Below are 21,004 nucleotides of genomic sequence, written 5' to 3' on the forward strand. Positions count from 1 at the left end.
CACAAGTCTATAATAGCGCTGATACTATTTTTGATCGTTGTAAAGGCAGTTTAATGATTGTTTTGGGCTTAGAAACTTCGTGTGATGAAACTGGGTTAGCACTCTATGATAGCGAGCTCGGCTTACGGGGGCAGGTTCTCTATAGTCAGATCAAACTGCATGCAGAATATGGTGGTGTCGTACCTGAACTGGCGTCACGGGATCATGTTCGTAAAATGATTCCTTTAATTAATCAATTGCTTGAACAAAGCGGCGTGAAAAAACACGAAATTGATGCGGTTGCTTATACACGCGGTCCGGGTTTGATGGGTGCATTGATGACAGGTGCATTATTTGGTCGTACTTTGGCATTTTCCTTTAATAAACCTGCGATTGGTGTGCATCATATGGAAGGCCATATGCTTGCGCCATTACTTTCAGATACGCCACCGGAATTTCCGTTTGTCGCTTTGTTGGTTTCAGGTGGACATACGCAACTGATGGCTGCACACGGTATTGGTCAGTATGAGTTACTCGGTGAGTCGATTGATGATGCGGCTGGCGAGGCGTTCGATAAAGTCGCAAAAATGATGAAACTTCCTTATCCCGGTGGGCCGAATATCGCAAAACTGGCGTTACAAGGTGATGCCCAAGCATTTGCTTTTCCACGCCCAATCTTGCATCAAGGTTTAGATTTTTCATTTAGTGGGCTAAAAACGGCGGTTTCTGTTCAGTTGAAAAAATTAGGTGAAGAAAATCGTGATGCGGATGTTGCTGCATCTTTCCAAGAAGCGGTTGTCGACACCTTAGTTAAAAAATCAGTGAAGGCTTTAAAGCAAACAGGTTTAAAGCGTTTAGTCATTGCTGGTGGTGTCAGTGCAAATCTTCGTTTACGTGAGCAATTAGAAGCGTCGCTGAAAAAGATTAAGGCACAAGTTTATTATGCTGAGCCTGCCTTATGTACCGATAACGGTGCCATGATTGCATTTGCAGGTTATCAACGTTTAAAAGCTGGGCAGCAGGATGATCTCGCAGTAACGACTACACCGAGATGGCCGATGACTGAATTAAAACCGACCTAAAAAAATAGAACTGATCACTTTTATTGGAAGCTAAGCTTCGAGTAAACCTAGATTAGACTTCTTTCATAAATTTTTTTGTTTCTCCTTATGGGAAAAAATACCGAGAGACTAAAGAATGATGAAGGTGGTCTATTATTTTTTTTAAAATCAGATGATTCATTTATATGCATGGTGAGGGGTTGGAGTCAATCCTATCGTGTTAAAGTGTCGGATAAATTATTTATTTTGATGAGCTAAGGCTCATAGCGGAGTACAAAAGTTGAAAATTTCTTATGTTTTTACATGTGGCAGATTAGAGTCTTTATTTAAGATTCTATGTCTCATCCAACAGGGTGAGGGGCATGACACATCTGAAGATAAAAAAATAATTGAGCAATTCAGAAAAGATATCTCTTTAGGGCGAACTTTTGAGGAAACTGAACTTTATCAACGGATAGAAAAGAGTGAGGAAAAAATCGTTATTAATCGCTTGAATAATATTCTTCGAGATAAACCACCTCATCAAAACAAATTTGATTTGGATGAATATAAGACGGGTGCATGGTCTGAATTTAGTGATTATAAATTAGCGATTAGATTCTCTGATGCTAAAACAGCCTTGAGTCAAAAGCACTTTGAAAAGACAGGTGAATATATGACCAGTCGAGGTATTGCTAAATTGACGGGTTTTAATCCAGCTAATATCAAAAATATGTTGCAGCATAAAAGAAGTGTGGTGAAAAAAATGCTATCAACATTGGAAAAATTAGCAAAAGAATACTGATATTAAAGTTCTATAGAAGAGCGAAAGCGATGCAGAGGAACTTTTTTCTGCATCGATGCTCAAATTTGTATTTTTCCGAGTAAGCAAAAAATTAATTCGACTTATCTTTCTTAGAAAGTACGGCCAAACATACAAAAATAAAAACCATACCGATCCAACCAATCATTGCGAGTCGTTCACCCACCAGCAATACAGCAAAAAGTGCGGCCACCAGTGGTTCAAATAAAGTTAAGGTTGTTGCGGTACTGGCAGAAATCGTTTGTAAGGCATAACCAAATAATAGATAACCTAAAAACATTGGAATCAGCATCATATAGCCAACAACATATAGATTTACGGGTTCATCAAATAAGTTTGAGCCTGTAAAAAATAAAGTCGGCAATAAAATTAAAGCGCCGAATCCAAAAATCAGACCCATTGATGCTCTAGAGTCAACACCTCGATCTATCATTTTCTTGGCAGCCCATGAATAGAGTGAATAAGTGAGTGCTGCGATAAGCCCAAGAATGATCCCCAAAGTTTTTTGGTCGGTTGTAATGCTTTGCGATGAGCTTTGGGAGTGCGACTCTCCGATTGATAAAAGCAATACCCCAGCAACACCAAAAATAAAACTGATAAACCATTTTAGCGAGAGTGCCTTTTTATCAAAAAACTTTTCAAGTAACGCTGTAAACAAAGGGGCTGAGCCAATCGAAACCACAGTACCGATGGTGATGCCCGCCATTCGCATAGATGAGTAGAAGGCAAGCGGATATATGGCAACAGAAATCATTCCAACCAACAGGAGAGGGAAATATGAACGGATCTGTGGTAAATGACCAAGGATATTTCTATGCGCGAGTAATGCCTGTAAAAGTCCACCACCACCCATTGCAATCGCGCCAATCGCTAAAGGACTTAGGTTGGGAGCATAGGAGGCCACAGTACCCGTCGTACCCCATAAAATTGAAGCGACTAAAACCGCGATAAAACCGTAATGCGAACTCAGGTTTAATGATGAGTTACTCAATTTGAAATCTCTTGTTCTAATAAGGATTGAGCCATTTGTCTGGCTGCAAAAACTTTGGCACTTGAACTTTCCAGACCAGCTAAGACGATTGAACCTTCTAAAAGAAAAGAGAGTAATAGAGAGAGCTGCTTAACTCTTTCACGACCATCAATTATTTGACTAATATGATCTGCCACGATGCTTTCAACTTCATCTTTATGTTTTTTTACCGCTAAACGTTCTGGACTATGGGCTGGAAACTCTGCCGCTGCATTTAATAAACCGCAACCGCGAAAACCATTTTCGTAGGCAAACTCGGCATGATCTTGATAAGCATCGAAAACAGCCAAGACGCCATCGATAGGTGATCGGATGGTTGCTTTTCTTTTCTCGTATAAATCTAACCATTCTTGATGACGTGCTTCGATATAACAGCTGACCAATTCTGATTTAGTTTTGAAATTGTTATATAGCGACATTTTTGCGACATTGGCTTGATCAATGATGCTGTTGATCCCTGTGCTATTGATACCGTCTTGATAGAACAGCGTTGAAGCTGTTGCTAAAATTCTTTGTTTTGCAGATTTAGTGCTCATAATGATTTTAAATAGGTATACTGATCTACCTAATTTTAGGGTAGGGTTAGAAAATATGCAATAGAGAAGATGGATTTATTGATTGATCCTAAGTTTTGTATGCGGATGCGACCAAGATTAAAGAGAGCAAATAGTCTCTTTAATCAAATCGCTTATTTGGTTTTTTTGCTGTGGATCAAGGCGAGTCCATAAGTGGGCCATTTCTTATCGGTCTTAATGTTATTGACCAACCAAGCCACAAGCACCAGCGCGATCGATCCCAATAACACAGGAAAAAATAAGAAGCTCCAATGGTATTGAATGGTATTTGCGGTGAGCAAGATGACTAATGGATTTGCCCCAGCAGGTGGGTGAATGCAACGTAACAGTTGCATTGCAGCAATAGCGCAACCGACGGAAAGCGCAATACTCAATGCTGAAGTTCCTAAAATTTTAAGAAAGACTAAGCCAATCAAAGCTGAAACAAAGTGTCCCAGAATCACATTGCGGGGTTGGGCTAAAGGGGATTGGGCAACGGCATACAAAATCACGCAGCTTGCGCCGAAAGGTGCCATGATAAATAAATTATGGGTCCACTTGCTCAAGAGAACTAAGATCAGAATACTGAATGTCCCGCCAATTAGACTTCTAATAATATCAATGGATTGAGGTGGAGGAGCGAGATGCTCTTTACCATGAAATATCGACAACATTTTAATCTCACAAGATCGTTGTATTCAGTCAATAATAAGACTAAAATTAAAAATAGTACAGATCTGTACTATTTTTAATTGGGTAAAGTTTTATGTCAAAGTCAGCAAGTAAAATTTTGAATACCGCAGAAAAATTATTTTATGAAAATAGTTTTGTCGGTGTTGGCGTTGATTTGATCCGAGATGAGTCAGGCTGTTCAAAGACCACGATGTACACTTATTTTAAAAATAAAAATCAGTTGGTGAGATCGGTGCTTGAGGCCAGAGACTCGAAGTTTAGACAGCGGCTAATCGCCTATATCGGTAATGCCACGGGAGTAGAGGCACTGAATCAGCTCATTGATTGGCATCTGCTTTGGTTTCAAGAAGACAACTTTAAAGGATGCTTATTCGTCAGAGCGGTTGCAGAATCTCATTTGGGTGATCAAGAAATTATTATGATTTCTAAAGAACATAAGATTTGGATTCGAGCATTAATTGCAAAATGTCTTGAATCAAACCCTCATGCAGATGCATTGGTTGAAATCATTTACACCTTGATTGAAGGCTTGATTAGCCGCTTTTTGGTGGAAGGATATGATGCAAAAATTGCCGCTGATATCAAAAGTTCAATCAACCAAATCGTGGATGCTTTTAGTCATTCATCTCTTTAGAAACGAAAGTACAGCAATTTTAAATAAGCCTTTGAAATCGTTTCAGAGGCTTGTTCTTGCCGCTTGGGGAAACATAATCAACCTGATGCGCAGTTTGACAATTTCTCTAGGTTTTGCGAACCGATCCAGTACTTAGAGAACTGATAGGCTGCTCGACCAGAGCGTTGACCGCGTGCCTGACACCATTTCAAACTTTCGCCACGAACCAGATCGTTATATTGCAAACCTGCTTGAACGATATAGTGTTCCACAATTTCTAAATAAAGCTGTTGATCCATTGGGTAAAATGACAGCCACAGACCAAAACGATCAGAAAGGGAAATCTTTTCTTCAATGGCTTCTTGTGGATGTAGCTCAGTATATTGCGGAACATCAACTTTACGCACAGGCGTATTTTCGTGCATAAACTCAGGTAATAAATGACGGCGGTTACTGGTGGCATAAATGATGAAATTGCTCGAACCGGACTGTAGTGAACCGTCTAATACACTTTTTAAACTACGATAATTTTCATCTTCTGCGTTAAAAGCTAAATCGTCACAATAAACAATAAATTTCTCAGGGCGGTTTTCAATCAGCTTTTGAATCTTGGGTAAATCAGATAAATCATCCCGTTCGATTTCGATGAGACGTAAACCTTGAGCTGAATATTCAGTGAGTAGGGCGCGTACAATCGATGATTTTCCTGTACCGCGTGAGCCAGTGAGTAAAACATCGTTGGCAGGCAAGCCATTTAAGAACTGTAGGGTATTTTGAATAATTTTGTCTTTTTGACGTTCAATCCCTTTTAGGTCTTCCAAATGCATTTTTTTGGGTTGTTGAATGGCGAGTAGTTGTTGATTTTCCCATCGAAAAGCGATAGCTGAGAAATCAGTCGGTTGTTTTGGTGCAGGGAGAGTTTGCTGTAATTGTGTCAAAACACTGGATAACGATTGGAGAATAGATTCCGGTAATTCAAGAAGAGCCATAAATACAAACCAAACACAGTGATCAATGAATAGGAATACTATCATTGCTGTTGTTGAAATAAGAAGATCTCATCGAAAAGATTGTAATAAGTCGATTTTATCCTTGATTGTTGCGACAGCTTTTTGCATTGTATAGGTGCAGAATGAGAAAAAAATCATCAAAACTGGAAACACGAATGTCAAATAGACTTCTAGAAAAAAAGAATACATATCAGACATATAGGGTCGGTGTGTTACAAGAGCGCTTACGCCATGCAAATGGGTATGCGGAATGGAAGTCCATTGCACTAAAACTAGACCAAGAAGCTGGTACTGAAGCATGGAAATATGACAATGATTCGCCTTATTTTGATGCTGAAATTTTATCTAAACGGCATAACTTATTAAAAAAATATCGTACACAACATCGAACCCTTGATTTGATCTATGTATTAAGAGAAGGTTTATCTTATGATTTTGCCAATATTGGTCATCCGATGTTGTTTGCTGAGACCTACTGCGGCACTAAAAAAATTATAGAAAATTATGTTGAAGAGGTCAGTGAATGCTTTGATTATTTGGCATCCAGTGAATGTATTACTTTCCAATTGAAAGAAAAAATAAAGTTTTTTGAAGAATGCCAAAAAGCTTATGGACAACCTGCTTTAATGCTATCAGGTGGTGCAACATTGGGCTTGTTTCATACTGGGGTATGCAAAGCATTGTTAGAACGTGATCTATTACCCAAGGTGATTTCAGGTTCGAGTGCAGGTGCGATCATGACAGGGATGCTCGGCGTTTCTTCCACTGATCAGATTCCCGCATTGCTTTCTGGAGAGCACTTTTTCCATGAAGCCTTCCGCTTTAGACGTCTTATGGAGTTGATCAAAGGTCATGGTGGTATTGCTGATGTGATGTATCTCAAAAAATTCTTGATACGCAACATGGGCGATGTCACTTTTGCGGAAGCCTATCAACGTTCAGGATTGCATATTAATATTGCGGTTGCGCCCTATAATACTGCACAAAATCCTCGAGTATTAAATGCTTTAACTGCGCCAAATGTTTTGGTTTGGAGTGCAGTGCTGGCTTCATGTGCCGTCCCTGTGTTGTTTCCCCCAGTGAAATTAACCAGTAAACGTTATGATGGTCAGCATACGCCGTATCTAGCCAACACCAAATGGGTGGATGGCAGTATGCGCAGTGATTTTCCTCAGGAAAAAATGGCACGGCTTTATAATATTAATTATACCATCGCCAGTCAGGTGAACCCGCATATCGTGCCATTTATGCAAAGTGATAATGAGCGATTCCGCCGTGATGTCTTGAGTTGGCCTGAACGGGTGGTGCGTCATCAGGGTAAAGCGATTGCAATGGATGTCATGGATTTAATTCGCAATTCAATGGGCGGTTTCTTTCCGATTCGACGTGCGCTCGATCATGGTTATGGGATTTTAGGGCAGCGTTATTATGGTGATGTAAATATCATTGCCAAATATGGTTTAAGGCACTATAGCTATATGCTACAAAATCCACGACCAAAACTATTTCAAAGCTTACAACAAGAAGGTGAGCGAGCAACGTGGTCTAAAATCGCTTCGATTGAAACACATGCACGGATTGGTAAAACCATTGAACATTGTTTAGCATTATTGCGTAAGCAGGAAGAAAAGCAGCAGAATGAGTTTTATTACGTGGATCTCTGATCCAACTATTCAATGGAACAACTGGTCGTTAGAAACGAAAAAGCGAAGTTATGATTTTGGACGGCGCTTATATACCTTTCAGGTTGAAAATCAGAAGTATTGGCTTAAATTTCATGTCGCTGATACCGATCCAGTCATAGAACCTGCTTTTCAAGGTGAATTGGATTTTTATCAGCTTGAAACAATAAAGACTCAGCATTTTCTATTGCCGCATCACATCATCTTCTTAGAACAGACTCCGCAATGTCTTCACCTTGAAGCGAAGGGTAGAGGCTTGATATTGTTAGATGCGGAAGAATTCTTCACCAATGTTTTGCTCAGCAAAAATATTGAGAGCATTCAACGGAAAATATCGGATGCTCTAAACACACTCGATTGCATACATCAAATGGGTTGGATTCATGGTGATCTAAAGCCAGCGCATTTCCGCTTATATGACAGCGCTTGCAAGCTAATTGATTATGAGCAGGGTTTTAAATTATCAGATTCAGCACCTGTGATTAATGCAACACCGCACTATATGGCGCCTGAGCTTTTTCATGGAGCAGCGAAAAGTATTCAAAGTGATTTATATGCTTTGGGCATTATTTTGTTGGAATGGTTGACGCAAACAAAATTAAAAGCTGATACTTATTATGATTGGGCTGTACTGCATTGCCAACTACTACAGATTCAGCTCCCGCAAGAGCTTGAATGTTTTTTTCCACTTCTAAATGGTTTACTGCAAAAGCGAGTTGAACAGCGATTTAGGTCAGTGCTTGATGCCGAAGGTTGTCTAAACGCGATTGGCTTGTTGTAAATATAAATACTTGATTTGAATATTATATGTTCATTTGACTGGTTTTTTTATCAGAAAGACTTGTCATGATTGGTGTTTCTCACTAATATGCATACCCATCGGGGGCGTGGCGAAATTGGTAGACGCACTGGATTTAGGTTCCAGCGCCGCAAGGTGTAAGAGTTCGAGTCTCTTCGCCCCCACCAAATTTAAAAAGCAAGCATGTCTTGCTTTTTTTATGGTTAGGTCTGATATGATTTAATCATGCATGTTCTAGAGGATTGGTGTAATGGTAGCATGACGGTCTCCAAAACCGTTCGTCAAGGTTCGAGTCCTTGATCCTCTGCCAAATTTGAAAAAGGACTTATTGAAAGTCCTTTTTTTATTTCTGTTGTTTTTATCTGTATATTAAAAAAGCATTAGCTTTCAGATGCATGGTTTTTTTATAAAAAGGGCTTGTCAGCAGAAAGGTTTATCACTAATATACACATCCATCGGGGGCGTGGCGAAATTGGTAGACGCACTGGATTTAGGTTCCAGCGCCGCAAGGTGTAAGAGTTCGAGTCTCTTCGCCCCCACCAAATTTAAAGAGCAAGCGTATCTTGCTTTTTTTATGGTTAAGTCTGATATGATTTAATCATGCATGTTCTAGAGGATTGGTGTAATGGTAGCATGACGGTCTCCAAAACCGTTCGTCAAGGTTCGAGTCCTTGATCCTCTGCCACTTTGCAAGTATGCAATGTATATAAAGATAGGCTTAGATCTTAATGATTTAAGCCTTTTTTGTTGTGTATTTAATCGTACTTTTATCGTTTCAAGAGGCTAAATAGCTTTAGCCTCTAAATTGTTATAACGTATTGGATCAAAGTGACATATCAAGATCATCATATTCGTTTAAGGTTTTTCCTCTTTGAATGTGTTCTTGATAATGTTGAGCGCGTAACTGATCTAGTTCTGAGCCAGATACGCCATCTTTCCAATAACCTGCAATACGTACGTCATTTTTATCAAACTGTTTCTCGTCGACAAAAAAATGACGTAATGCTCGTGCCTCATTGCGTTCGCATGCTGCCCAGATCGTTAGATTTTCATAGTTTTCTAGTTGAAATGCTGCTTTTAGCAGGAGGCCTTTTTCCAGAGAACAATGATCTTTATGCAATAAGTGGATCTGAATCTGATCGCGATTGGGTAATTCACAAGCAATATTTTTTTCAGAACTTTCTATATAGATATCAGCACTGATGCCATGTGGCCAATGTTTCAGTATCGAATAAACAGCGGGCACAGCAGTATCATCTGCAAAAATAACAACATGCTTTTGGGATGGAAAATTTGGAATAAAATGAGGTCTTGGTCCAATTAGTCCAATTTTTGTGCCGACTTGGGCTGAATTAAGCCATTGCATCGCAGGGCTTAAATCTTCATGTTTGACAAAATCAATTTCAATTTGAGCATTTATCGGATCAAAAGAACGGATCGTATATACACGAGAGATGGGTTGACCGTCTGCGTGCTGAGCAACCAGTAAACGAACTGCCAAATTTGGAGATTTCCAAAGTTCTGGTTGGATTGTATGTATGGTGCCCTGAATTCGGACGATGGATGGAAAAGGGGTTTGGATTGACACAACGGTCATCTCCAGCTGTTCCATATCTTGTAAATGGTCTTTCTCTTTCAGTAAATTACTGGATTTTTGTTTCGATTTCTCTGCTATTTTTGTCATTGATATAACCTAAGTTAAACGATCATGATAGGTGTTGTGAGGTGAAGTAATCACAGTCTTTATTTACTAAGATAGCGAAGTGCTCTATCATTGTAAATGATAATTGTTATCAATTGTGTTTGTGGAGTTGAAATATTCCCTGTAAAAAGTCTTTAAATGAGTTTTCTTTTTAATTTATATCTTTGATATTCATAATTTATTTTAATAAATAATATTCAGAGTCACGGTGATGTTGATTCATTAATTAATAATTGAAAATGATTATCATTTGTATTATTTTGCTAAGGTATCAAACCTCGAACAAAAAAATATAAGAGAGAAGATTTTTAATGGTTACTTTGACAATCCATTTTGAGCTATCTGGATCAAAATCAATGATGCCTTAAATGATCATTTTCCAGTATTTTTATCACTTTATTTTTTGAATGTTCGATTTGAAGGTATGAAATAGCAAATATGTTGAGGATTGAGCTGTATGCAAAAAGATTTAAATCAAGATTTACTAAAATTTGATAGTAAAAATATTAATTTAGAGAATTACTTGAAAAAAATTTATGAAAATATATCAGGTAGAAACTCGAATAAAACAGCATTAATATTCAATGGTCAGCAGATCAGCTATGCTGAAGTAGGGCAGAATGTCATTAAGATTGCTTCTGCATTAAAAAAGCAGGATTTAAGAATAGGATCAGTGGTCGCAATCTGTTTGAGAAAAAGCCCTGAACATATTTATACCGCTTTAGCATGTGCATTAACGGGGATGATTTGGTTACCGATAGATATGGATTCACCGCCATCAAGGCTTCTTTATTTACTCTTAAATAGTCGTGCTGAGATTGCGGTCAGTGACTCGTTGGTAGAAGGTATACCGAATTTAAATATCAACGAGGCCTTACTCAATACCATTGTCTGTGATCCAGACTGGCGTTATGAGATCAATCGATTACCAGCATATTATTTATATACGTCTGGAAGTACTGGTATGCCGAAATGTGTTGTATTAAACAATCTGGCAACTGCAAATGTACTCTCGCATACCATTGCAGAATGGAAGCTCAGTTCCGATGATGTTGTTATAGCGATAACACCTTTTCACCATGATATGTCTGTTTTTGATGTATTTGCTACCTTGGCTGTTGGTGCAACTTTGATTGTTCCGTCATTTGAACAGAGTAAAAACGCTGTGGTTTGGGCCGAGCTAGTAGAACGATATAAAGTCTCGATTTGGAGTAGTGTTCCAGCGATTGTGGATATGTTGGTCAGTGTGGCCCGCACGGAGCAACTACAGTCGCTCCGTTTAATCGCACAAGGAGGTGACTATATAAAACCTTCATTAATATCCAAGTTAAGACAACAATTGCAGAATGCGCGCTTATTTTCATTGGGTGGCCCTACAGAAACCACAATTTGGAGTATATGGCATGAAATTGGTGATACGGATCAGACGGTTATTCCTTATGGCAAAACATTAAAGAACAATCAATATTTTATCCTAAATGAAAATATGCAGCCTTGCCAAATGGGTGAGGTGGGCACGATGTATATGGTGGGGATAAATTTATCAAATGGATATTTACGTGATGGAAAGCTTGATTACCAAGATTTTGTTGAAATTCAGGTCAATGAGAATGAAAGACAAATTGCATTTCGTATGAGTGATCAAGGCTATTTTAGAGCTGATCAAAATATTATTTTTGCTGGGCGTCAAGATGGCTATTTAAAGATAAAAGGGGTGAGAATTTCAGCTGTTGAAGTTGAAAATACTTTATCGAAGAATCCGAATATTCATCATTGTGTTGTGGTGGGGTGTACGCATCCAACCACTGAAACACAGGAGTTGGTGGCGATTTACACATTAGCAGATCGTGATAATAGTACTGAGTTAAATGGTTTAGAATTAAAGCGTTTTTTAAAAGCTTATTTGCCTGACTCACATATCCCATCTAAATATTTAGCCGTCGATCTTATCCCATTAACCCGAAATGGTAAGATTGATCGAAAAACGTTGCAGACAACGGCTCAAGATCAAATTTACTCGCCTTCTGCAAAAGCGCAATCGAAATTTGATGATGTTGGAAATTCTGTTTTGATGATTTTTCGTGAATATATCGATGAAAATAAAGATGAAAAAATGGATATTTTCTATAGGAGTGAGATATTAGATATTGGAATTAAGTCGAAACAACTGATGGTTATTGCACAGAAGCTCTCTCAAAAGCTTGGTACACAAATTGATTTCTATACTTTGATCTCATGTAAAACGGTTCAAGATGTTGTGAATCGAGTACAGCAGAAAATAAATCCTTAGATCATTTTGCAATAGCATGGATGCTTGTTTGAGTAGACTTGAATTGCAATGTGCTTAAAAGCTGGATGGATAATCCGTTCTTTTAAGCACACGATTGCGGTGATACGTTTTATACGAAATTTAGATTTGTGCTAAGGTTGCATTCATTTTTTCGCAAATACTTTCAACAAGTGGGGTGGGAAAGCGGTGCGCTTGATAGGTGATAATCATACTGAGTTGATGTTGTCCATCAATGACATTTTCCATGATTTCAAAATGTAAGCCGAACATAGATTCTTCGCGTTCAGGCAAGATTTGACGGTAAAGAATATCCCGCCCATGCGGTGCTTCTAATGCACCATTTAATGCATTATTTGAATGAATATGGATAAACACATCGAATAATAATCCTTCGTCGGCACGCATGCCTAAAGCTTTTTGTATATGGTTAATGGGGATATCCGCATATGCCATTGAATCATTAATCATGGTACTAATATTCTGAAGTAATGATTGGAATGAGTTTATTGGATTAAATACAGTACGGTGAGCAACCATTGTTGTGAAGTAGCCCACGGTATCAAAAAATTCAGGATCAGTTCGCCCAGATGCAGATGTACCAATCACGATTTCTTTGAGTTGTCCTTGTTTATGCAAAGCATCAGCGATAGTGGTATAGAGAACTGTAAAAATAGAAGCGTTGTGCTGTCTAGCAAATTTAGCAAGCTTGTTATGCATTTCTGATTCAAACTTGAGTTCTAGCCATTTGACCTGAGGTGTTTTTTCCGTAGTATCAAACGCTTGATTTGGGATAGTGAGTTGTAACCCTTTGGTTGCACCCTTTAGCATATCTGTCCAGTAATCAATGTGATTCTGATTGATCCCTTGTTTCTGTTGAAGTAACGAAAAATCATGGATTGTGTGAGCTGGTGCTTTCCATATAGGTGTTTTGTCATTTGAACGAGCAAGATAAGCATGTCTGAGGTCTGACATAATCGTGTTTAAAGACCACTCATCAATGACCATGTGATGGACTAAAAATGATAATGTTTGTCGACCTTGTGCATTCCGAAGTAAGCGTATTCTGATCGGTAGCTCATGGCGAAGATCAAATTTATATGAGGCTTCATTTGCAAGCGTGATGTTTTTGCTTTCATTACTCCCCCAAAACCATTTTTTTTGATCCAACGCTGAAATTGGGACAGTCTGTTGATAGGTCTGTCCATCATGAGTATGGAATGTTGTACGCAAGCCTGCATGTCTCTCCACGATATCTTTAATTGCTTGAAAGAAGATACCTTCATCTATTTCTTCCAAAAACTCTACTGCAAATGGTAGGTTATAAATTGGACTGAAATCGAAACTTGAATATGCTTGCCAAAGAAAATCTTGAGCCAGCGTAAGTGGAGCTTTTGCTTGATTTTTTAATGTATTGGTTTTAATCCTATCGGTTTTGATGGCGGCGTAGGTTGCCAAACCTGCAGCAGATGGGGATTTAAAGAAATCATTAAATCGAATTTCAATCCCATGTTTGTTGAGTAAATTCCCAATAATCCGTGTTGCTAATAATGAGTGACCACCAAAATCAAAAAAGTCATCATCTAGAGTCAGCTCAGGCTCGGCGAGTGTATTTCTAAACTCCTCCAAAATGACCTGAGAAACGTAGCTTTGATCAGTTTCTACCTGAGTTTGTGTCTTGTTTTCAACAAGATGATTTGGTATTTCAATTTCAGTTAGGGTGAGTGAAGCATTGTTTCTTGAGTATTGTAGGTATTTATCTTTTATTGCATCAATGAAATTGGCTGTTTGATAGGATTGGTCGAGGATCGGGTGAAGGATTAAAAATAGAAAAAAACCTTGTTCAGTATCAAAAATATAAGTTGAAAAAGGTGGATTGATTTCAGCATTCCAAACTTGTGCTTTCAATAGTGTTACTTGGTCAAATATTTCTTCAAGCTTAATATTTTTAAGTTCTAAGCAAGCTGACCAATCATCAAACTGATATTTATATAAATCACCGTCATCGCTAAATTTATAACGAATATTCAAATCAGGTGTAGTTTCAACAATTTCTCGAATTGCTTTGCTGAGGAGTGGAAGATTAGATTCTTGATTTAGCTTCCATAGATTAAAGTGACGAGCTACTTGCTCTGGTTGTTGTAATTGCAACATCCAGATGCGCTCTTCGTGGTCACTAACAGGCATGAGAGATGAAGTTTCGGAAAGTTGTGCCAACATAAGTGAATCCTGTTTTATAAATTAAGCTATTTTGATCATTTTTCATTTCGCAAATTTTAGGCATCAGATTAAAAATTATATAATTCATGATGTTATGTGTTTGCATGCGTGTAAAATCCCCAGGTTTTGAATGAATTAATCACCACCTCAATGCTTTACATGTGGTAACAGGGGTTACATTTTACTTAAAACATACTATAATTGATTCTCATTTACATCAAGATTATCATTTTTAATAATAGCTGTAACAATAATCTATATCTTTCTAGTTATTTTATAAAATATTGATTAGTAAGTAAATAATTTTTATTTGAGACAGTTAATACCGCTTAAAAATGATTTTATAGACCCACGAATATTGATCTTAATTCATTGTTCTTGGGAGAGCTTGCCATTTAGTCACGACAAAATTAAGGAATTTTCATGAGAATATTCAATCATGAAAGGTCAATAAACACATTAAAAATTGAACATATTTTCAATCATCATTTTTGTATACAGCTCCATTTTCAATTTTTATCAGCTTTATCGCGTATTAGTGGGGCATGCCCCTAATGCAACTGGGTTTATTTTGTCTATTTATCATTTTATGTATCGTTTCATTGTTGCTCGGTGCTGAGCAAATTGAATGGTCTGCATTGCTTTCCTTTTCTGGAGATAGCTGGCTGACGCTCACAGCTAGCCGTATACCTCGTTTGATTGCGATTGTGCTAACTGGCATTGGATTGTCAGTGTGTGGTGTCATTTTACAGCACATTGTCCGCAATAAATTTGTAGAGCCAGGGACGTCAGGCGGTTTAGATGCGGCCAAACTGGGTATTTTGGTGTCATTAACACTAATTCCAGTAACGAGCACATTTAGCAAGATGCTGTTTGCGATGTTTTTTAGTTTTATCGCCAGCTTAATCTATATCGCAATTATTCGCCGTATCCGTTTTAGGAATACGGTATTAGTCCCTGTGATCGGTTTGATGTATGGCAGTGTGCTGAGTGCATTAGCTGAGTTCTATGCTTATAGCGCCAATATTTTACAAAGTATGCAAGGGTGGCTCATGGGGGATTTTTCAAGAATCGTCCAAGGTCACTATGAAATCATTTACATCATTTTCCCGATTGTTTTATTGACTTACTTGTTTGCACATCGCTTTACCGTGATTGGAATGGGTGAGGAGATGGCTTCGAGTTTAGGATTGAGTTATGCGGTTATGGCTGCTATTGGTTTAATACTGGTTGCAATTACTGTGTCAACAACGGTCATTACTGTCGGAGCAATTCCTTTTGTTGGGCTCGTTGTTCCAAATTTAGTTGCACTGAAATACGGTGAAAATTTAGCTAAAACCTTACCAATCGTCGCTTTAGGCGGTGCTTCATTATTATTGCTCTGTGACATTATTGGTCGCTCAATTATTTACCCGTTTGAAGTTCCTATTGGGCTGACGGCTGGAGGTGTAGGCGGCATTATCTTCCTGATCCTCATTTTGAGAGGGCTTCGATAATGCGTATGGCGAAGCTATGGATCGTTTTTCTGATAGTGCTGTGTCTAGCTCTAGTATTTGTATTCCTAAATTCGGGGTTGGATTTCGATTATGTTATTCCTAAGCGGCTTGTTCGTCTTGCAACAATTATTTTAGGCGGTATTTGTGTTGCCGTTTCCTCGATTGTTTTCCAGACATTAGTTGGTAATCGTATTTTAACCCCTTCAATTATGGGCTATGAAGCGATTTATTTATTGTGGCAGGTTTTACTGCTGTTTGTTCTCGGGACGCACGGATTAACCCTATTGGGATTAAATGGCAACTTTTTTATTTCTCTTATTTTAATGCTGCTCTATTCGTGGGTGATTCATAAGTGGTTATTGCCATTTGGTCGAAACGATGTCTTTTTGCTACTGCTATTGGGATTAGTCCTCACGTTGGTCGTTGGAACGATTACTCAATTTATTCAGCTTAAAATCAGTCCTGGCGAGTTTTCTGTTTTCCAAGGGTTTAGCTATGCCACGTTTAATCGCTCTCAACCAGAAACACTCTTTTATTCTAGTTTAGCCGTAGCAGTGGCTTTATGGCTGGGCAGAAAAACACTGCCTGTGCTGGATGTTTTGGTTTTAGGTCGTGAACAAGCGACATCACTTGGAATTGACCATCATCGTTATGTCAGCTTTTATTTGGCAATGATTGCGATTTTGGTCGCAGTATCTACAAGTCTGATTGGCCCTACAGCATTTATGGGGGTGTTTGTTGCAAATATCGCCTATGCATTGGCGGGCAATTATAAGCATAAATTAACCTTACCCCTCGGATGTGCAGTCACGATAGCCATCTTTATTGCGGCTCAAATTTTGGTTGAGCATGTTTTCAATTACAAAACGACTGTCAGTATTTTGGTCAATCTCGTATGTGGCATCTATTTCCTTACGCTGACGGTTCGTGCCAGAGGTGTTACATGATTCAGGTCAAGAATATTCATAAATCCTATGGCGCAAAGCCTGTACTTTCTGACGTAAATGTTGAGTTTCCTACACAGCAAGTGACGTCACTGATTGGTCCAAATGGTGCGGGAAAATCGACTTTGCTCATGATGATGGCGCGTCTAGTTGAGTCTGATAAAGGTAATATTTTTTTAAATAATCAAAATATTGCCAATATCAGTACTGCGGCATACGCCAAAAAGATTGCAACTTTACGCCAAGCCCCAGGATTTAATCTGCGTTTAACTGTAGAGGAATTGATTTCATTTGGTCGATTCCCATATAGCCGTGGCGCTTTAACTGAGCAAGATCATCAAATCATTGATGATGCGATTGAATTCCTTTCTTTAGAGCCATTACGCAAATCTTATATTGATGAAATTAGTGGCGGTCAACGGCAAATGGCTTTTTTAGCGATGACGATTGCCCAGCAGACAGACGTACTTTTATTAGATGAACCCCTAAATAATCTCGATATGAAACATGCCGTTCAAATTATGCGTGCATTGCGACGCTTATGTGATGAACAAGGTCGGACGGTGATTTTGGTGATTCACGACATCAATTTTGCCACCAATTACTCAGACCATATTGTCGCATTAAAGAACGGCAAACTTCATTTTAGTGGACCAACAGAACAAGTCATTACAGAGGCGCAATTAACGGATCTGTATGAGCTTGATTTTGAAATTACATACAGTGAGCGTGGCTGTATGTGTAATTACTTCAACTCATTTGGAGCTTGAATAAAGATGAACTGTAAAAGAAAGTATTGGGGTTTAGCCCTAATCATAACAGCGGCTATAACATTACAAGGATGTGATCAAAAAGCTGCTGATACTCCCCAAAATGTACAGAAGTTAGCTGCACCGATCACGGTGAAGCATATGCTTGGAAGTACCGTCGTTGACTATCTTCCGCAACGTGTTGCTGTACTTGATATGAATGAGGCTGATTTTCTGTATCAATTAAACATCCCGATCATAGGGATGCCAAAAGATTATGTTCCGCACTTTCTGGAAAAGTATAAAAGTGATAAGCAAATTCAAGATTTAGGTGCAATTGTACAGCCGAATATGGAACGCATATATGCATTAAAACCAGATTTGATTTTGATGACACCACTGCATGTTAATCACTATCAGGAGTTATCTAAGATCGCTCCAACTATTCATTACGACATTAATTTTAATGATAGTGAGAGCAATCATATCAATCTCGTTAAAGATCATTTGATGACTTTAGGTCAAATATTCAATAAAGCAGATTTGGCTCGTGAGAAAGCATTGGCACTTGATGCGGAAGTGAAGCAAGTACAGGCAGTAACCGCCAATCGTCCTGAAAAGGCACTGGTCGTTTTACATAATAATGGTGCATTTAGCAACTTTGGTATCCAGTCCAGATATGGCTTTGTTTTTAATGCATTCGGGGTAAAACCAGCAAGTAAGGCCAAAGATACAAGTTTGCATGGACAGCCGATTTCGAGCGAATTCATTAAACAGGCAGATCCAGACATTCTTTACATCGTCGATCGCACTGCCGTGATGGAACGTCGTTCAAAAGTTAATGCTGAAACTGTAGAGAATCCATTATTACGTCAAACCAAGGCTTGGAAAAATGGTCGCGTCATTTTTGTCGATGCGGATGCGTGGTACACCACTGCTGCAAGCCCAACCTCACTCAAAATAGTGATGGATGATGTAAAAAAAGGCTACCAATAAGCTGCATCAATAATAGCTGAATAAGATTTTAAAAGCATAAGTTTTCACTATTTTGCTTGGTATTTCAAGTAGATGGTGCATAGAACAATGAATCACAACATTAAAGGTCTTCAAATGAATAATGCTATATATAACCGTAATTTAGAAACTGAACATCGTAAAATATTTAAAAAACATTCATTTGCATTAAATGGTATTGCTTCTGCAAGAATGGCGCTACGATTAGGCTATGCATTGGGCACAGTCTTTATGATCTGTGCATCAAATGCGCATGCTGATATGGCAAATGTCTCGACAAAGGGGATTGACCAACAACAAAATGCTCAGTCGAATGTCACATCGTTACCGATCATTACCGTAAAAGCCGAACAAGAAGATAGCTACGCAGGTGGGCAGGTTTCATCGAACAGCTCTTTGGGTTTTTTAGGTGATAAAACCTTTATGGAAAATCCATTTAATACCATTGCATATACGGATACATATATCGCAGATAAACAGGCAAAAGATATAACAAGTGTGATTGCGAAAACGGATCCATCTGTGTTCACAAATGGAGCAAGTGGTGGCTGGAGTGAAAACTATTATATCCGTGGCTTTGAGTCGAGCCCGAGTGATATGTCTATGAATGGGTTGTTTGGTATAACCCCATACTATCGAACTTCACCTGAAATGTTTGAAAGAGTAAATGTACTTAAAGGCCCATCTGCATTACTAAATGGAATGCCACCAACTGGTTCTATTGCTGGGACAGTGGATCTCACGACCAAACGCGCCACGGACGAGCCATTAACCCGTTTGACTACGACATATATGTCTGACTCTCAGTTTGGTGGGCATTTAGATGTTGGACGACGATTTGGCGCGGACAAAGAATTCGGTGTGCGAGCAAATGCGGTATATCGGGATGGTTCTGGACCAGTAGAAAAACAGGATTTGAAAACTGAGTTATTTTCATTAGGAATGGATTGGCGCGGTGATCGTGCGCGTGTTTCGACAGATATTTATACATCTAAAGATCGAGTTGATGGCGTAACACGAGGCATCAACCTTGGAAAAGATATCGCGATTCCAAAACCACCTAAACCAGAAACTTTACTCAATCCAGATTGGTCGTTTGTTGACATTAAAGACAAGGGCGCGATGATACGTGGTGAATATGATCTGACCAACAACATGATGGGGTATGTCACCTATGGTCAAAGTAAAACAGAATATAAATATAATGGTGCGATGTCTGCAACTGTTTTAGATAACATTGGAACCTTCCAAACAAATATTGGTCAACTGGCATTTGATGTCGATAAAAAGTCGGCAGATGTGGGGTTGAAAGGGAAATTTAATACAGGACCAGTAGGGCATCAATGGGTAGTCAACGCGACATACTATAAACATAATCAAGATGATTATGGGGTAAGAAATGTGGCAGGTGCTGAATGGACGACCAATCTTTATGATCCAATTTGGGGGAAAGCGGTTCCTTTTAATGCACCTCTAATATCTATTTCTGAATTGCAATTAAATAGTTACGGTCTGGCGGATACCTTATCTTTTATTGAAGATCGCTTACAGTTAACTTTAGGTGTACGTTATCAAGAGGTGGAAACCAGTAATTTATTTGTGCCGACATCGACTTTGACTAAATATAAAAAAAATGCAACGACACCAGGAGCCGCAATTCTATTTAAAGCGACAGATAAAGTTTCGGTTTATGCAAACTATATCGAGGGCTTAACCAAAGGTGATGCAGCTCCCCTTGCTGCGGCAAACTATCCAACGATATTTGCCCCTTACAAAACGAAGCAAACAGAACTTGGTGTGAAGTTTGATCAAGGTACATTTGCGCATACTTTGTCACTGTTTGAAATCAAAAAACCAAGTGCTTATACTGATTTAGTGACTAATGTATACACATCTGGAGGAGAGCAACGTAATCGAGGGGTTGAGTGGAGCTTCTTTGGTTCGCCAATTGAAAATGTACGTTTGATGGGTGGTGCATCTTATATCGAACCTGAAGTGACTAAAACAGCAATCCAAAGCAATGAAGGAAATATGGCCTTAGGTGTTCCTAAAACACAAGGGAAATTGGGTGTTGAATGGGATAGCGAAGTTGCACAAGGCGTTTTAACTTTATCTAGCAATGCAACAGCTGTTTCAAAACAGTATATCAATCAAGAAAACACGTTGCATATTCCTGGTCGTACGTTGATAGATGTCGGTACACGATATAAAACCTCAATCTCAAATCATCCTGTTACTTTTAGAGCAGACATCAATAACTTGACCAATAAAGCCTATTGGGGAATGCCTAAACTATCGAATTTGGCTTTAGGCGCACCAAGAACGTATATGCTATCTGTATCATATGACTTTTAATTTGTTGTAATCTT

General features: G+C 38.7%; 17 protein-coding genes and 4 tRNA genes. 15 read left to right on the top strand and 6 right to left on the bottom strand.

Features of this window, described 5'->3' with window-relative positions:
- Positions 1-53 precede the first annotated feature (53 nt).
- On the top strand, positions 54-1,061 hold the full coding sequence (tsaD, locus tag F903_RS08085; RefSeq protein ID WP_005196122.1) for a tRNA (adenosine(37)-N6)-threonylcarbamoyltransferase complex transferase subunit TsaD: 1,008 nt from the start codon (positions 54-56) through the stop codon (positions 1,059-1,061).
- 259 nt (positions 1,062-1,320) lie between these two features.
- Positions 1,321-1,824, top strand: a complete 504-nt coding sequence (locus F903_RS08090; protein WP_005196124.1) for a hypothetical protein — start codon at positions 1,321-1,323, stop codon at positions 1,822-1,824.
- Between the two features lie 91 nt (positions 1,825-1,915).
- On the opposite strand, the gene F903_RS08095 is transcribed toward F903_RS08090, so the two are convergent.
- The 3 genes from F903_RS08095 to F903_RS08105 form a co-directional block, all read right to left on the bottom strand.
- On the bottom strand, positions 1,916-2,833 hold the full coding sequence (locus tag F903_RS08095; RefSeq protein ID WP_005196125.1) for a DMT family transporter: 918 nt from the start codon (positions 2,831-2,833) through the stop codon (positions 1,916-1,918).
- Positions 2,830-3,408, bottom strand: coding sequence for a TetR/AcrR family transcriptional regulator (locus F903_RS08100; RefSeq protein WP_005196126.1), 579 nt, complete (start codon positions 3,406-3,408; stop codon positions 2,830-2,832). Before F903_RS08100 ends, F903_RS08095 begins: the two co-directional genes overlap by 4 nt.
- Before the next feature lie 152 nt (positions 3,409-3,560).
- Positions 3,561-4,100 (bottom strand): HPP family protein, encoded by a 540-nt coding sequence (locus tag F903_RS08105; RefSeq protein ID WP_005196127.1) that lies wholly within the window; start codon positions 4,098-4,100, stop codon positions 3,561-3,563.
- Positions 4,101-4,192: 92 nt separating this feature from the next.
- On the opposite strand from F903_RS08105, the gene F903_RS08110 reads away from it, so the two are divergent.
- Positions 4,193-4,753, top strand: coding sequence for a TetR/AcrR family transcriptional regulator (locus F903_RS08110; RefSeq protein ID WP_005196128.1), 561 nt, complete (start codon positions 4,193-4,195; stop codon positions 4,751-4,753).
- A 77-nt stretch (positions 4,754-4,830) separates the two neighbouring features.
- Here the strand turns inward: F903_RS08110 and F903_RS08115 are convergent, their stop codons facing one another.
- Positions 4,831-5,721 (bottom strand): ATP-binding protein, encoded by an 891-nt coding sequence (locus F903_RS08115; RefSeq protein ID WP_034594976.1) that lies wholly within the window; start codon positions 5,719-5,721, stop codon positions 4,831-4,833.
- 176 nt (positions 5,722-5,897) lie between these two features.
- On the opposite strand from F903_RS08115, the gene F903_RS08120 reads away from it, so the two are divergent.
- The 6 genes from F903_RS08120 to F903_RS08145 all read left to right on the top strand — a co-directional run bounded on the left by F903_RS08120 (position 5,898) and on the right by F903_RS08145 (position 8,908).
- Positions 5,898-7,406, top strand: a complete 1,509-nt coding sequence (locus F903_RS08120) for a DUF3336 domain-containing protein (RefSeq protein ID WP_005196130.1) — start codon at positions 5,898-5,900, stop codon at positions 7,404-7,406.
- Entirely contained in the window at positions 7,381-8,205 is an 825-nt protein-coding gene (locus F903_RS08125) for a protein kinase domain-containing protein (protein WP_005196131.1), read from the top strand. The genes F903_RS08120 and F903_RS08125 overlap by 26 nt, the downstream gene beginning before the upstream one ends.
- Before the next feature lie 100 nt (positions 8,206-8,305).
- Positions 8,306-8,390, top strand: a tRNA-Leu gene (locus F903_RS08130).
- Positions 8,391-8,459: 69 nt separating this feature from the next.
- Positions 8,460-8,533 (top strand) — tRNA-Trp (locus F903_RS08135).
- Positions 8,534-8,680: 147 nt separating this feature from the next.
- Positions 8,681-8,765, top strand: a tRNA-Leu gene (locus F903_RS08140).
- 69 nt (positions 8,766-8,834) lie between these two features.
- Positions 8,835-8,908 (top strand) — tRNA-Trp (locus F903_RS08145).
- A 138-nt stretch (positions 8,909-9,046) separates the two neighbouring features.
- Here F903_RS08145 and F903_RS08150 read toward each other — a convergent pair.
- A complete protein-coding gene (locus tag F903_RS08150) occupies positions 9,047-9,907 on the bottom strand; it encodes a siderophore-interacting protein (protein WP_005196134.1) in 861 nt (286 codons plus the stop codon).
- Between the two features lie 475 nt (positions 9,908-10,382).
- Between F903_RS08150 and F903_RS08155 the strand changes: the two genes are divergently transcribed.
- Positions 10,383-12,215 (top strand): non-ribosomal peptide synthetase, encoded by a 1,833-nt coding sequence (locus F903_RS08155; RefSeq protein WP_005196136.1) that lies wholly within the window; start codon positions 10,383-10,385, stop codon positions 12,213-12,215.
- 120 nt (positions 12,216-12,335) lie between these two features.
- Here F903_RS08155 and F903_RS08160 read toward each other — a convergent pair whose 3' ends face one another.
- On the bottom strand, positions 12,336-14,432 hold the full coding sequence (locus tag F903_RS08160; RefSeq protein WP_005196138.1) for a condensation domain-containing protein: 2,097 nt from the start codon (positions 14,430-14,432) through the stop codon (positions 12,336-12,338).
- Between the two features lie 554 nt (positions 14,433-14,986).
- Between F903_RS08160 and F903_RS08165 the strand changes: the two genes are divergently transcribed.
- From F903_RS08165 to F903_RS08185, 5 genes are all read left to right on the top strand, one after another.
- The gene (locus F903_RS08165) at positions 14,987-15,928 is read left to right on the top strand and encodes an ABC transporter permease (protein ID WP_005196141.1); all 942 of its coding nucleotides are present in this window, start codon (positions 14,987-14,989) and stop codon (positions 15,926-15,928) included.
- Positions 15,928-16,875, top strand: coding sequence for an iron chelate uptake ABC transporter family permease subunit (locus F903_RS08170; protein ID WP_005196149.1), 948 nt, complete (start codon positions 15,928-15,930; stop codon positions 16,873-16,875). Before F903_RS08165 ends, F903_RS08170 begins: the two co-directional genes overlap by 1 nt.
- Positions 16,872-17,642 (top strand): iron ABC transporter ATP-binding protein, encoded by a 771-nt coding sequence (locus F903_RS08175; protein WP_005196150.1) that lies wholly within the window; start codon positions 16,872-16,874, stop codon positions 17,640-17,642. The genes F903_RS08170 and F903_RS08175 overlap by 4 nt, the downstream gene beginning before the upstream one ends.
- A 6-nt stretch (positions 17,643-17,648) precedes the next feature.
- Complete coding sequence (locus F903_RS08180) at positions 17,649-18,617, top strand: siderophore ABC transporter substrate-binding protein (RefSeq protein WP_005196151.1); 969 nt, start codon at positions 17,649-17,651, stop codon at positions 18,615-18,617.
- A gap of 87 nt (positions 18,618-18,704) precedes the next feature.
- Positions 18,705-20,990 carry a TonB-dependent receptor gene (locus tag F903_RS08185; RefSeq protein ID WP_171065219.1) on the top strand — a complete coding sequence of 762 codons (2,286 nt, stop codon included), beginning with the start codon at positions 18,705-18,707 and terminating at the stop codon, positions 20,988-20,990.
- Positions 20,991-21,004: the final 14 nt, after the last annotated feature.

The organism is Acinetobacter sp. NIPH 298, assembly GCF_000369505.1.
Taxonomy (GTDB): Bacteria; Pseudomonadota; Gammaproteobacteria; order Pseudomonadales; family Moraxellaceae; genus Acinetobacter.